The 14,600-nt window shown below is 45.9% G+C and carries 9 protein-coding genes; 4 read left to right on the top strand and 5 right to left on the bottom strand.

Annotation, left to right across the window (positions count from 1 at the left end; translation table 11 throughout):
* Positions 1 to 19: 19 nt before the first annotated feature.
* Both AB6D93_RS02100 and AB6D93_RS02095 read right to left on the bottom strand, forming a co-directional pair.
* Positions 20 to 2,482: an RND family transporter gene (locus AB6D93_RS02100; protein ID WP_240799497.1), complete on the bottom strand. Its 2,463-nt coding sequence runs from the start codon at positions 2,480 to 2,482 to the stop codon at positions 20 to 22.
* A 171-nt stretch (positions 2,483 to 2,653) separates the two neighbouring features.
* Positions 2,654 to 3,439: a TetR/AcrR family transcriptional regulator gene (locus AB6D93_RS02095; RefSeq protein WP_102333210.1), complete on the bottom strand. Its 786-nt coding sequence runs from the start codon at positions 3,437 to 3,439 to the stop codon at positions 2,654 to 2,656.
* A gap of 545 nt (positions 3,440 to 3,984) precedes the next feature.
* On the opposite strand from AB6D93_RS02095, the gene AB6D93_RS02090 reads away from it, so the two are divergent.
* Both AB6D93_RS02090 and AB6D93_RS02085 read left to right on the top strand, forming a co-directional pair.
* Positions 3,985 to 4,776: a hypothetical protein gene (locus tag AB6D93_RS02090; RefSeq protein ID WP_102321034.1), complete on the top strand. Its 792-nt coding sequence runs from the start codon at positions 3,985 to 3,987 to the stop codon at positions 4,774 to 4,776.
* A complete protein-coding gene (locus tag AB6D93_RS02085; protein ID WP_017067728.1) occupies positions 4,697 to 5,479 on the top strand; it encodes a hypothetical protein in 783 nt (260 codons plus the stop codon). Before AB6D93_RS02090 ends, AB6D93_RS02085 begins: the two co-directional genes overlap by 80 nt.
* 155 nt (positions 5,480 to 5,634) lie before the next feature.
* Here AB6D93_RS02085 and AB6D93_RS02080 read toward each other — a convergent pair whose 3' ends face one another.
* The 3 genes from AB6D93_RS02080 to AB6D93_RS02070 all read right to left on the bottom strand — a co-directional run bounded on the left by AB6D93_RS02080 (position 5,635) and on the right by AB6D93_RS02070 (position 11,843).
* Entirely contained in the window at positions 5,635 to 6,129 is a 495-nt protein-coding gene (locus tag AB6D93_RS02080; RefSeq protein WP_017065440.1) for an outer membrane beta-barrel protein, read from the bottom strand.
* Positions 6,130 to 6,272: 143 nt separating this feature from the next.
* On the bottom strand, positions 6,273 to 10,316 hold the full coding sequence (gene hrpA, locus AB6D93_RS02075) for an ATP-dependent RNA helicase HrpA (protein ID WP_102333209.1): 4,044 nt from the start codon (positions 10,314 to 10,316) through the stop codon (positions 6,273 to 6,275).
* 198 nt (positions 10,317 to 10,514) lie between these two features.
* Entirely contained in the window at positions 10,515 to 11,843 is a 1,329-nt protein-coding gene (locus tag AB6D93_RS02070; RefSeq protein ID WP_017070881.1) for a MipA/OmpV family protein, read from the bottom strand.
* A gap of 81 nt (positions 11,844 to 11,924) precedes the next feature.
* Between AB6D93_RS02070 and AB6D93_RS02065 the strand changes: the two genes are divergently transcribed.
* Both AB6D93_RS02065 and AB6D93_RS02060 read left to right on the top strand, forming a co-directional pair.
* The gene (locus AB6D93_RS02065; protein ID WP_029235374.1) at positions 11,925 to 12,455 is read left to right on the top strand and encodes a hypothetical protein; all 531 of its coding nucleotides are present in this window, start codon (positions 11,925 to 11,927) and stop codon (positions 12,453 to 12,455) included.
* 24 nt (positions 12,456 to 12,479) lie between these two features.
* Complete coding sequence (locus tag AB6D93_RS02060) at positions 12,480 to 14,507, top strand: hypothetical protein (protein WP_102333208.1); 2,028 nt, start codon at positions 12,480 to 12,482, stop codon at positions 14,505 to 14,507.
* Positions 14,508 to 14,600 lie beyond the last annotated feature (93 nt).

The raw sequence follows: 14,600 nt of genomic DNA, 5'->3' as shown, positions 1-14,600 counted from the left end.
GCAGCAGGCCGACGTTTCCTTATTTGGTCGAAGTAGTCAGTTCGGCTGTCGATCTAGGCTGCGACTTGGTATCTGGCTTTGATTCGTGCTGAGTTTTAGCTGAATAGTGGGTCTGTTTGTCGAAGATCATCAGTAAGCTTGGTAGCAAGATGAAATCGACCACCAGCGCAATGAAAATCACAATCGCGCTGAGTAAGCCCATGTCGGAGTTGAGTCTGAAGCTCGACATCGCCAGTACAGAGAAACCGGCCACTAGCACAACAGTGGTGATCCACAAAGCGCGACCTACGGTGTGGAAGGCGTAACGAACCGCTTCCTCCGCTGATTGCCCTTCCATTCTTGCGCGTTGGTATTTACTCAAGAAGTGAACCGCATCATCGACGACGATACCCAACGTGAGCGTGACCACGACTGACAAACCGAGGTTGATTTCACCTGAGATAAGCGCCCATAAACCAAAGCCAATGATCGCAGGCGCAATGTTGGGCACTAGGCTGATGATGCCTAAGCGAACCGAGCGCAATGCAAAGATCATCAAGCCAGAGATAAGCACTAGGGTGATAGGCAAAGTTGATAGCATGCTCGCCATGTTGGTTTCGCCAATATGAGCAAACATCAGTGACGGGCTCGAAGCCACCACTTCATATTGCGGTGCATTGGCTGCAAACCATGAGTAAATGCGCTCTTCGAGTTCGACTAGCTCAACGCTGCCAAGGTTATCGACGGTGAGTACCATTTTGATCGATGATTTATCGACGTTGATCTGGTTGTTCAAGTCCAAGCCGTACGGCAGAGACATTTCGTAAAGCAGCAGATATTGCGCGGCAAGTTCACGGTTCAGCGGTAGCTTGTAGTAGCTGTCGTCGTCGGCATGCATATTCTTGTTCAAACGCATATAAACATCAGAAAGCGTTGCCACATGGTCAGTTTCTGGTTGAACGCGTAGCCACTTAGTAAAGTCACCAATTGCTTGCAAGAACACTGGATCAGCAATCGCTTGAGACTCGTTAGTTTTCACTGCGATACTGAGGGTTGTCATGCCGCTTACGGTCTCTTCCATGAAGTCAGCCGCTTGTCTGAATTCACTTGAGGTATCGAAATACTTCACCGATTCATCGTTGACTTTGTTGAGCGGAATTAACGCGGCAGCGCCAACAATCACTAGCGTAGAAATCGGCAGCAGTGCTTTACGGTTAGTTACGACAAAATCGCCCAGCTTATCCATGAAGGTGACTTTGTCTGCCGCCTTAGGGTTGGCAGGTAGACGTTTGACTGGCAGCAGTTTTAGCAACGCTGGCAACATAGTCACAGACAAGAAGCACGCAATAAGTACACCCAGTGCCGATAAGTTACCGAAATCACGCAGCACTGGTGAGTCCGACATGTTCATCATCAGGAAACCAATCGCAGTGGTCACCGAGGTGATCAGAATCGGCATCGCATTGAGCTTGATGCTGTATTGAATGGCTTGTGCTTTCTCCATACCGCGCTGCATCGCTTGTCTCATGGTCACAATCACGTGAACACAATCAGCCACCGCCAAAGTTAAAACCAAGGTTGGCACATTCACGGTTGCGGTACTCAAGAACATCCCTGCCCAACCAGACAATCCCATGGTGGCAACAATCGAAGAGATGATCACAATGAGCGTCGCCACCACACTAAAGAACGAGCGCAGCATAAAGGTCAGGAACACCAGTACCACCAACAGCATTAAGGGAACGAGCGTTGAGCTGTCTTCTTGAGCCGAAGTCATAAACGCGTTGTTCATGGCTATGATGCCCGCTTTATGGAATTCGACATTAGGATACTGAGCTTGGTACTTGCCGATCATGGTATTGATTGCCGCAATCACCTCTTGCACTTCTGCGGTTTTGTCCACTTCTGGCAGTTGCACGGTGACGTTCACAATCGTCACATCGCCAGAGGCCGACACCAAGGCATTCTTAAGCAACGGCTCGTTAAGGGCGATCTGTTTTACTTTGGCGATGCGTTCTGGTGTGTGTTCGTACTCTTCATACAGCAAGTCTTCTACCAAAAGATCATCTTCAATGGCTTCGGTGTGCTGATAATTAGCAAGGGAATCGACACGGCTTGAATACGGGATCTGCCACGCATCAACCGTGAGATTTTGAATCAGGGTGAGAGTTTCAGGGGTGAAGACATTGCCATCTTCAGGTGCGACAACAATCGCAAGGTTGTCGGTTTTTGCAAAGGTGGTTTGGATTTCATCGAACGCCATCAACTGCTTGTTGGTGCCTTCGAAGAAGATGTTGTAGTCCCCTCTAAAGTAGAGGTTCTTAGCCCCTAATGCAGAGAGAATGATGATTGAAAACACCACCAGCAGAACGATAAACGAACGCTTGGTCGGTATTGAGTGCCAACTGTTTAGATCTGTGTTTGCGCTATCGGCATTAGGGTTATCTCGGTTTTGCTGATCGAACGTGGGCTTCTGGCTGTCATGTTTCATCACAGTCTCCATTTGTGACGATTCGTCATATTTGTGTCATAAAAAGCCAGCCGAAGCTGACAAAAGACACAATACTTAGTCAAACACTCAAGAAAACAGCAACCACAGTCGGTCAGTCTCAAGTTTGTGACGAATCGTCAAAAATGGTTATTAATAAACCCACATGTGTGGGCTTAACGGAAGCTATCGACCTAAAGACTCTAAGTAAGCGATCTCTTCACTGAACAGTTCTTGTTCTACACGACGCCAAGTTTTACGGTAATCCCAGTCACTAGAAAGGGGCTGCCAATTTAGGCCGTCTAGAATCATGTTCGCGTTGTGTAATACTGAATACGGGTCTTGTAACCGCTTAATACAATGACTGTTTGATGCGTTCTGTGACAAGGCATTTGAACCAAATGCGATTGACCAGTTAGCAAAAACGATGGCATCTGAGCCAACGCCAGAAGAGAACTTTAGGTCACCCGCTTCTACCGCTTGGTTAACCATAGAGTCGCATTGTTCAATCACCAACTCTTCCAGTTCATTCATCTCGGCGACGCGTGCACTAGACGCTTTCTCTAGTACCCACGGGCTTTTAGCCATGATCGCACAGGTTGATAGTACCGGTTCCATGCGAGCATAGATTCGGTAAGCAACGTGCAATGCGACGATCTTTTCACGTGTGTTGCCTTCAAACTCTCCAGAGCGAGCAAACATCATTGCTTCTGTCTTGAGAGAGTGAATACATAACGCTAAAACGACGTCTTCTTTGCTGCAAAAGTGATTGTATATCGTACCTTTAGAATAAGAGCTCGCTGCCGTTAGCTTGTCCATCGTGAGGTTTCCGAACCCTTGTTCTCGAACCAGATCTTTTGCTAACAACATCAACTCTACTTCTCGGTCTGCAATAGACTGCTGCTTTTTAGACAACACGCCTTTGCAACCAAAGATACCTTGTTTATCGCCTTTACAACCAAAGCCAAACATAATTTTTTAGTCCGTATATGAGCTTAGCCGTTATCTAAGCTTCGCCAGTATTTAAAACACTCCTATCCAATATATTAACACGAATAGTAAATTCATGTAGTTAACCATTTTGTGACGCTTCGTCATTTCTGACTTATCGTCATAATAGCGCAAGTATTGATCATATCAAGGGGTTTTATAAATTAAATACATTTTGTGAATGGAAAGAGAATAAATGGGATATAGCTAAGAAAATCATCAATAGTTGACCTAAAGAGAAGACTTTAAAAGAAGACCTGTATTGTGACCAACAGAATGTGGACGCGAATTGGGCATTCTTAACCTAACAAAGAATGTAGGCACTTTAAGCTGCTATGCGTATTCATGCCCAATGATTCCTAGCTTAAACCACAAGAATGAATGACTGTAGGCTTACTTTATGGGGCAGACGTCTCCTTATGGTCAATATTTGGCTTACTAATGCCGTTTTCTGTTAAGTTGCTATAAATTCGGTAAGGGGTGACTTACAATAGTGACAACGACTTACCTTTTTTGAGAACACGATATTGAGCGCCAAATATTCTTATTTAGCTTGGCAAGTGAATACTTCTAGCCCTGCAGAAAAGCTGGTTTTATTGATGCTTGCAGACGGTGCTGACGAATTCGGCTACACCAATGTGTGCCTACAAACAGCAGGTCAACTTTGTGCTCTCTCTACGTTTGGTTTAGCCGACTGTCTTAAGTGTTTAGTCGACCAAGGTTTTCTCGATAAGGTAAAAGTAGATTATCGGGATAAAAAAGAGATTCACGTTTTCAAAATGCTCATTGAGCAAGAGCAAACTGCGGCGCACGTTGAGGTTCAACCGACCAATAGTATTCCGGTCTACTCTACGGCACCTGCACCTGCACCTGCACCTGCACCTGCACCTGCACCTAAGTTTCAGCCTGCTCCGGCACCAATGCAACACATGCAGCAGGCCCCTCGCCCACAAGGTCGAGGCTCAATGAACAGCAACACCGTCTCTACTCATGATCTCAACGAAGAAGAGATACCATCATGGGCAGAACGTGCGTTTAAATTCTCCGGTTTGACCGGTGACCATAGTTTAGTATGGAAGAAATTTGTCCTCTGGTATAAAGCCAAAGCCAATGAATTAATGCCATTATCTCGGATTGAATCCAAGCTGCAGTACTGGCTAGTTAACGAGAAGCAAAATGAAAGACAACAACAGCAGAAGACCTCTCAATATTCAGGAAATGCAGGACAAGCTCAAGGAAATGGGTATAGACAAAAGCTTAGCCCATCTGAACGCTTCAGGCAGCAGCTCATTCAAAAAGGCAAAAAGCCAACCTTCTGAGCCAGCTCAACCTGTTGTACCTGACGCTACAGGTCCATTAGTACCTGAAGTGATTGAAGCGCAAAGTACCGAAGTGAAAGTAGCGGCTGCACAAGCTGCGGATTCTGGTGCGTCTCAACAAGTACCTGTTGTTGATCAAGATCCTGCAGAGCTGGAACTAACCGATTGGTGTATTCACGTGTTCGGCTCTTTCTTGAGCGTGTACGAAACGCAGTGGGAATATCAGTACGGTAGTGAGCCAAGCGGTAAGTTCATTGAGTTTGCCAACTCTGTTGATTCAGACGGCCTTAACCGCGTTTTAATGCACTGCCACGAACGTATTCAGCTTGGCAACAGCTGGCCGCCGCAAATGGGTGAGCTGTGGATCCTGAAAGATTCTTTAACTGAAGAAGAGTTGCTGGATAGCCGTATCCGTGTGTTGTCTCGCACCGCTGCCAACAAAATTGAAAAATGGCTGATTCAGAACAAACTGTATGACTTGAAGCGTACGGCTGAAAACAAGCTGGATGGTCTGTTTAAGAAGTACTACTTGGAAGCAAAACGTTTAGATGAGAAAGGCATGCTTGAAACTGAGTTACCAGAATTCCTTCTTGCCGCTAACTCTGTAAAGAACCTGAACGATTTAAAACGTGAAGAGTACGAAAGTAAACACGGTAAAGCGATTAACCCAAGAATTCAGCGTATTCTGAACAGTAAAAAATAACCATCCGCTTGCTATCTGTTATAAGAAAACAGAGTAGCGATTACACGGTTAACAGATACAAAAATGCCAGCTATCAAGCTGGCATTTTTTACGAATTCTTACGAACTCTACAAATATCCGTGACCAACGGTACGTCTGTCACTGACTGCAAGTAATTACAGTAGGTGGATAGTTGCGTTTAGCGTGAATACGCCAGAGTCGTCATCTTTCATTTTGAAGTTTTGGTAGCTAGCGCCTACAGATAGTGGACCAAAGATGAAGTATTCAGCGCCTACACCGTACATGATATCAACATCGTCTTGCTTGAAGCCATCAGCTTTAAGCTCGTAAGAGTGAAGACCACCCTTCGCGTATACGTGAAGAGGACCAAAATCGATGCTTGGTTTAATCGCTAGATAAGCAGTGCTTGCGTCTAAATTCTTAAGATCGCGGTTGCCGTAATTAACGCTGCCGAAAGAACCTAGATCCCAGTAACCCGCTTCAACACCGATTAGTGGAAGGATACCTGTACCTACGTGGATGCCCACCGCGTTTTCATCTTCACCAGCGAATGAGTTTTGACCACCCATTACACCGCCGTACAACCAAGAATCAGCCATTGCTGTTGAAGATGCACCTAGTAGTGCTAGTGCCAATAACGTTTTTTTCATATTCGACCTTTTTCGTCCTAGTGGCAGGCCTTGAGTGGTAATAAATTGCCACCAAGTCGCCCTGTATGTAATAACTATTCAATTAGTAATGCAATAAGCAAGATTTATACCCAAACCTTGCCATTGCGTCTAGCTTTATTCCTTTAGCAAGCATCAATCGCGTTTTTAACACGCTTATCTGATACTGGGTAAGGCGTACCGAGCTGCTGTGCGAAGAAGCTTACACGAAGCTCTTCTATCATCCAACGCACCTCTTTTACATTTTCTGGAACCGCGATCCCTTTTGGAATTTTATTCAGCAGTTCTTTGTAATCATTCATTACTGACTCAACTTTGATCATGTGAAGACGATCTTTGTTCGGGTCAATTGGCAGTTTTTCCATGCGGCGTTCAATCGCTCTCATATAGCGTAGAATATCCGGCAAGCGTTTCCACCCACATTCTGTGGCAAAACCCTTAAAAATCAAACCTTCTACTTGAGCTTTTATGTCAGAAAGTGCGAATGCCATAGAAAGATCCACGCGTCCTTTCAGCTTTTTACTGATGCTGAATGCCGTGGTTAGGATGGTTTCAACCTGTTGAGCAATCTCTACTACGGTATCACCCAGCTCTGCACGTACGTGTTCTTTCAGAGCTTCAAACTGCTCTGGTTCCCAAACCAAACCGCCCTTCTCTTCAATCAGCTTATCAATACCACAAGCGATACAGTCATCGATAAGATCGAGTACCTGTCCGTATGGGTTGAAGTACAAGCCAAGTTTCGATTTGTTCGGCAGGTTCGAGTGCAAGTATTTGATCGGTGATGGCACGTTCAACAAGATTAAACGACGCTGACCCGATTTCATTGCCGAGATTTGCTCTTGCTCGGTTTCGAACAGTTTGATCTCTACGCTGTCTTTGGTATCCACCAGCGCAGGGAAGGCTTTAACATCGTAGCCACCACGTTTCTGTTGGTAGACTTTTGGTAATTCACCAAAGCTCCACGTGTGCAGGTTCTGCTGCTCGATATCGTCGTCTGCCACTTTAGAAAGCGTTTCTTGAACCTTGTCTTTCAGGCTCTCTTTCAACTCATGCAGATCTTTCTGTTCTTTCAGCTTACGCTTGCGATGATCTACAGCGCGGAATGTTACCTTTAAGTGCTCTGGAATCTGGTCTAACTTCCAGTCATCACGTACCACTTCCACACCCGTCATGCGGCGTAGCTCTTTCTCAAGAGAATCCAGTAACGGTGCTTCAAGCGGTGTCACACGTGCCAAGAATGCATCTGCGTAGTTTGGCGCAGGTACAAAGTTACGGCGTAGCGTTTTAGGTAACGACTTAATCAAGCTAATTACTAGCTCTTGACGTAGACCCGGGATCTGCCAATCAAAACCGTTCTGGTCGATCTGGTTCAAGATAGGCAGCGGAATGTGTACCGTTACACCATCGTTATCGTCGCCCGGCTCAAATTGGTAACTCAGCTTGAGCTTGATACCGTTTTGGTGCCAGAAGTTCGGGTAATCCAGATCGGTAACGTGGCTAGCATCACCGCGGAACAGCATCGATTTTTCAAAGTTAAGCAGCTCAGGGGTTTTCTGACTGGTCTTCTTCCACCATGTATCAAAATGACGGCCTGACACTGCCTCTTCGCCAACACGTTGATCATAGAAGTCGAACAGTTCATCATCATCGATCAAGATGTCGCGACGACGCGATTTATGCTCAAGCTCTTCCACTTCTTGCAGGAGCTTGCGGTTCTGTTTGAAGAACGTATGTTTGGTTTCCCACTCACCTTCTACTAATGCACTACGTACAAACAATTCACGGCTGACAGTGGCATCAATCGCACCGTAGTTAACTAAGCGTTTTGGAATGATTGGGATTCCGTAAAGCATCACTTTTTCGTGTGCCATTACTGCCGCTTGCTTCTTCGACCAATGTGGTTCGCTGTAACTGCGTTTAATCAGGTGTTTCGCTAGCGGTTCAATCCATTCAGGTTGAATCTTCGCGATAACACGGCCCCAAAGTTTTGAGGTTTCCACCAGCTCAGCAGACATGATCCACTTAGGCTGTTTCTTAAATAGGCCAGACGCAGGGAAGATGTGGAAGCGTGCATTACGTGCACCTTGATACTCATTCTTCTCTTGGTCTTTCATACCAATGTGCGAAAGCAGACCTGATAGCAGTGACATGTGAATGCCATCGTAGCTGCCCGGTTCTGTATTCAACTTAGTATCTAGCTCACGCATTGCTTGGTGAATTTGGAAGTACACATCTTGCCATTCACGGATACGTAAATAGTTGAGGTAATCTTGCTTACACTGTTTGCGGAACTGGTTACTCGACAATGCTTTTTGCTGCTGCTTGATGTAATCCCATAAGTTCACAAACGTGATGAAGTCAGACTCTTTATCGAAGAAACGCTTGTGCTTGTCATCAGACGATTGTTGCTTATCTGATGGACGCTCACGCGGATCTTGAATCGACAACGCAGACGCGATCACCATCACTTCGTGTAGGCATCGGTTACGTGGCGCTTCAATTACCATACGCGCTAAACGTGGATCGATAGGCAGTTTTGCCAGCTTACGACCAATCGCGGTTAGCTTCTTCTTGTCGTCGCCGTGGTTCTTGTTTTTGTTCGCTGACGGTTCAACGGTGGCGATCGCACCAAGCTCTTCAAGCAGCCTTACACCGTCTTGAATGTTGCGCTTATCGGGCGCTTCAACAAATGGGAACGCTTGAATATCGCCTAGGCCTAGCGCTGTCATCTGAAGGATAACCGATGCTAGGTTAGTACGAAGAATCTCTGGGTCAGTAAACTCTGGGCGTGACTCGAAATCTTCCTCAGAGTACAAACGAATACAGATACCTTCTGCAACACGACCACAACGACCTTTACGCTGGTTTGCACTCGCTTGAGACACTGGCTCAATCGGTAGACGTTGTACTTTAGTACGATAGCTGTAGCGGCTAATACGCGCCGTACCCGGGTCGATAACATACTTGATGCCCGGAACGGTTAACGAGGTTTCTGCCACGTTGGTTGCCAGAACGATGCGTCGACCAGTATGAGACTGGAAGATACGGTTCTGCTCACCCGCCGATAGACGCGCGTAAAGCGGGACAATTTCGGTATCACGAAGGTTGCGTTTACTTAATGCATCTGCGGTATCACGAATTTCTCGCTCACCGTTCATGAAGATCAAGATATCGCCAAGGCCTTCATCACACAGCTCATCAACGGCTTCAAAGATGCCTTCGATTTGGTCGCGGTCTGAATCACTTTCATCACCACCTAATGGGCGGTAACGCGTATCAACTGGGTAAGTACGACCAGACACTTCAATGATCGGTGCATTGTTAAAGTGCTTAGAGAAACGCTCTGGATCGATGGTTGCCGACGTGATGATCACTTTCAGATCAGGACGCTTTGGCAGTAACTCTTTCAGGTAACCCATGATGAAATCGATGTTCAGGCTACGTTCGTGCGCTTCATCGATAATGATGGTGTCGTACTGATTTAAGAAACGGTCGTGTTGAATCTCCGCCAGTAGAATACCGTCGGTCATCAGTTTGATTTGGGTATTGTCAGAAATCTGGTCGTTGAATCGAACCTTATAACCAACGAACTCACCCAGCTGTGTTTCCATCTCTTCAGTAATACGGTTCGCAACCGAACGCGCCGCAAGACGACGGGGCTGAGTGTGACCAATTAAGCCAAAGCGGCCGCGGCCAAGCTCAGAACAGATTTTTGGTAGCTGAGTGGTTTTACCCGAACCCGTTTCACCCGCCACGATAACCACTTGGTTTTCAGCGATGGCTTTCGCGATGTCTTCGCGCTTTTGGCTAACCGGGAGAATTTCTGGGTATTCAATCGTTGGTTTCTGTGCCGCACGCTGAGTTGCCGTCATCATCGACTTAGCAATGTCTAACGCAATCTCATCAAAGACAGCGTGCTTAGCTTGTTCGTTCTTAATTTTGCTCGCACCAGCAATTCGCTTACTCAAACGGAAGCGATCGCGTATCATACATTCGTTGAGCGCTTTACGAAGAGAGGCTGGGCTATTCTGAGATGATTTGTTGTTTTTCGCTGATTGTTCAGCAGATTTTTTCGATGCAGCTTGGTTTGGTTTCGCTTTGCTCTGTGAAGAACTTGGCTGTGCTGCATTCTTGTTGTTATCTGCTTTTTCCGGAGACGAAGTCAAAGCGTGTCCTATTCTTGTACTTATTAAACTCGCGCGATTATATCACAAGTCTCAAACAAAAAAGCCTGACAGCAAAGGGAAAACCTTTAGCTATCAGGCTGATTAATCTCGCTAACACTCGCAGGAGCTATGAAAGCGCGGTCAAATGTAATTCGTACTTAGTCAACTCTGGTTTAAAGCTAACGTTAAAAACTGCGCTTAAAACTCATATTGGAAGTAAACCGTGTTGTAGTTACTACCGCCTTTGATACGACCATACTGAGAGGATTTTTCAAAGATTGCAGAACGGTGATGCAATGAATAACCGAACCATAAGTTGTTCAAGTCATTCTTACCAATCAAGTCGCCAACGTTGACATCGAATGAGAAGTCTAAGTAGTTCAATAGATGGCTTGCGGTGTAACCTTTACGGTCCATCTCAGAGCCTTCGATATAGGTAATCGAATCGATGTAAGACATACCTTCTGCCACACCAACACGCCACTGAGTTGGCCAATCAAAAGTGTAGTACGCCTTGATTGCGATAATGTATTCGGTGCTGCTTGATTGAACGTCTGAGCTCCAGTGGTGCGCAATACCTGGGGTTAAATAGATATCCAGTGGCAAACCGAAGATCTCATCGGTTAACGGGTGTCCATAGAAGAACGAGGTCAACTGGTTGTTGTATTCGTCTTTCTCTCGATTGAACTTCATGATGTCGCCAATATTGGATGGCGTTCCCCAGCCGTGTGCGACACGTAAGTACGGCGCATTGCTCAGTTTAGGTTTTGGCGCTTTCTCTTTGTCGTTAAAGAAACCAAAGCCAAGGTACAATTCCCCCTGATAACGGTCTTCAACAATCGAAGAATCGTAAGCGTTATCGTCCAATCGAGTCACACTGGTTGAACCCAATAAGTACAAGTTAGAAACCACATGGTAACGCGTTTCAACACCAACATTTAAGTCAACACCAGCACCAATGGTTTCATTAGATGCGGAGTAATACTCACTGTTGAAATCAGCACTTTTATAACGCAGCGTCGCGCTCGGGTAAAACTCCCAATCTCCAGTTTCATACTTGGCTTTAGCTCGTAAGTTACCGTGGAAGTTGTATTCACTGTCGCTCATTAACTCCGTCTCGACAGACCAAGAATCATCAAGTTGGTAGGTCAGTTGAGCACCAAAGTCCGCCGTATCACCTTCAATCGCGTTCTGCTCAGATGCAGGAATATCAATAAAGCGCATGCGAGAGATAGCATTGAAAGACCACTTCTCATCGTCAGTTTGATAGAGGTATGCCCCCATCTCAGTACCGTCAATAAACACATAATCGTTCTTGAAAAACAGCATCGGTACGAATGAGCTAACCGATTGGTCGCCACCAGACGTGTCATAAGGGATGCTTGCTGTACGGAACATTGCAGCGATGCCCCACTCTTGCTCTTCAGCGGCCCACGCATTAGCACTTACGAAAATGCCACTTAGGAAAGCGCTACCTAGTAAAACCAATCCAGATGAAGGAAGAGTCGGTAAATATTTGAGCTTCATTCTTGTGTAATTACTCTTTGAAAAAAATATTGTTTTACTGATTAGACATTTATTAACCATGACGGCTAACTATTTTTAGGTTTGCTCGGCATTGACCGTTACAATGTAGAATATTCTCGGTTAAATGAAAGTATTGTGAAAGTCTCCGAATTACAAAACATTATAGATCACTTACCCAAAGATTCCGATCCAGATATTGTTATGGGTGAGGCGTGGTTGCCTGAGCGTTTGGTGGATACCAACCTAGACGGTGACATGCTATTTCTTGAATTCGATAATGCCCCTGAAGACAATCAAGGGGATGAAGAAGGCCGTGGCTTTGTTGAGCACGAGATTGCTATGATTCGAGAAAAGCTCGAACTGTTATTAGACGAGCCTTCCGATACCAAGACCAAAGCCGATGCCCTATTGGCAATATTTCTAATGGGCCATGAACTTTCTAGCTCAGAAGTTATCGAAGTTCTTGAATCAACAGAATCTGAAATGGCAGAGCCTGAGATTGCAGAGTTTAAAACAACAGAATCTGACTCAGTAGAACTTGAAGCATCAACGCTTGAAACCACAAAGCCAGACACAAATAAGATCGAAACAAAAGAACACCACGACGACTAGCCACCAACGATTTTAGGTACCGTATTGAAACCCTCTACGACATCATCTCTTCCCCTGTTACTCGCCGGACCCATTTTAAGAAAAACCACCGCGACTGAAGTGGTACTTTGGTTAGCCACCAGCTCGCCTCTTACAGGCAGAGCCGAGCTTCATACTCAAGAAATAGACGATTCTGAAGCAGCACAAGACCAGCCGTTTTATACCTCATCGCTTGAAGAACATGATTCGATTCAAATCGGTACACATGCGTGGATAACGCTAATTCGCTTACAAGGTGAGTTTCCGACTAATACGCTGCTTGAATATGACATTCACACAGAGTCAGGTTCACTAAAAGAGCTCGCCCCTCACCTTGTTTACAACGGTAAATCTCGCGTTGAGTTTAAGATATCGACCTCAGCTGATTACATTCTTCATGGCTCGTGCCGCAACCCGCATCATCCAAGCAAAGACAGCCTAGTTGCAGTCGATAACAAGATGGCCGATCAAACCGTCGCTGAAAGACCCGACATGCTGATGATGAGCGGCGATCAGATCTACGCCGACCATGTGGCAGGCCCAACACTTGATGCTATTCAACAAGTGATTCACCTGCTTGGCCTTGTAGGCGAAAGCTTACCGACTGACTCGCAAATTAAACAAATCAACAACAGTGACGCTCTGTATAACAGTGAATACCACTTATACCAGCGTCATCACTATTTGCCGCACCACACAGCTTCAGAATCGATGATCGATAAGTTATTCCCGAACCGTGGCGTGCCGATTTTTAGCTCTACCGCTTGTGAAAACCACTTGGTCACGCTGTCTGAGTTTATCGCGATGTACTTATTGGTTTGGTCTCCGACACTGTGGCAATGCGTCAATCGAGAGCGTTTAATTGAGAATAACTTCACTCAAGGTGGACGCCAATTAACACCGACTGAGCAGCAACAATGGCGTGATGAAAGCGTCATCATGGATGATTTCATTGCTGGCTTACCGCAAGTGCAACGTCTGTTCGCGCATATTCCAACGTACATGATCTTCGATGATCACGATGTGACGGATGATTGGAACCTTACCGTGGGTTGGGAGCATGCCGTCGACCAAAACCAGTTCGCGACCCAAGTCATTGGTAACGGCCTTGCGGCTTACTGGATGTGTCAAGGTTGGGGTAACAAACCGGAGAGCTTCGATGAAACGTTTATCGAGCAAGCAAAACAGCTTTTTGTCGCTCAACCGCTCATTACTAAACAACCGCGCATTAGTAAACAAACTCATAATGAAGCCGGCAATGCAGCGACTACTCACTCTATTGGCAACATCGAGCCAGACAAGCATCAAGCCTTTATTGAGATGCTGAGTCGCTTTGAAGAGTGGCATTACACAATAGATACCTCACCCAAAGTCATTGTGTTGGATACTCGTACGCGTCGTTGGCGTTCAGAGTCACGCATGAACAAGCCTTCAGGTTTAATGGACTGGGAAGCCTTGATTGAGTTTCAACATCAGTTAATGAATCAAGATAAAGTGGTGATCGTTTCTGCTGCACCGATGTTTGGCGTGAAGTTTATTGAAACACTGCAAAAGATGGCGACCACAATCGGCAAGCCATTAGTGATTGACGCTGAAAACTGGATGGCACATCCGGGCAGTGCTAATACGCTGATTAGCATCTTTACCCATACCAAAACACCGACCAACTTCGTGGTACTTTCTGGCGATGTTCACTACTCCTTCGCTTATGACATCAAGCTTAGGTATCGTCGCAACAGCCCGAACATCTATCAAATCACCTGCAGTGGTATTAAAAATCAGTTCCCTGCTCCGCTGCTTAAATTCTGCGATGTATGGGACCGCCTGTTATACAGCCCTCGCTCAGTTTTGAACTACTTCACTAAGCGTAAACGCTTGAAGATCGAAAAGCGAAGCCCTGACAATCAGACCTTCTATCGCCTTTCAAACCGCAGTGCGATTGGAGAATTGAGGCTAGACACTGATGGGAAACCGCAATCGATCACGACACTCAGTGGCGACGGTAAAATTACCCGTTTCCCAGAGCCCGATTGATAAAATGCTCCTTATCGCTCGCGTATCCGTAATGTCAGTTTTTAGTAAAGACGCTTGCGATCACACTCTGTAGACCCAATAGTTATGCTTATG

Origin of the sequence: Vibrio sp. 10N.247.310.23 (assembly GCF_041467155.1) — a bacterium.
Classification (GTDB): domain Bacteria; phylum Pseudomonadota; class Gammaproteobacteria; order Enterobacterales; family Vibrionaceae; genus Vibrio; species Vibrio crassostreae_C.
Note: the sequence above shows the minus strand (reverse complement) of the source record. Positions and strands in the feature narration are given on the sequence as shown.

Bases quoted from the DNA above. Each gene is read 5' to 3' on its own strand.
- AB6D93_RS02095 (WP_102333210.1), bottom strand. From the start codon at position 3,439: ATGTTTGGCTTTGGTTGTAAAGGCGATAAACAAGGTATCTTTGGTTGC.
- AB6D93_RS02100 (WP_240799497.1), bottom strand. From the start codon at position 2,482: ATGGAGACTGTGATGAAACATGACAGCCAGAAGCCCACGTTCGATCAG.
- AB6D93_RS02080 (WP_017065440.1), bottom strand. From the start codon at position 6,129: ATGAAAAAAACGTTATTGGCACTAGCACTACTAGGTGCATCTTCAACA.
- AB6D93_RS02085 (WP_017067728.1), top strand. From the start codon at position 4,697: ATGGGTATAGACAAAAGCTTAGCCCATCTGAACGCTTCAGGCAGCAGC.
- AB6D93_RS02070 (WP_017070881.1), bottom strand. From the start codon at position 11,843: ATGAAGCTCAAATATTTACCGACTCTTCCTTCATCTGGATTGGTTTTA.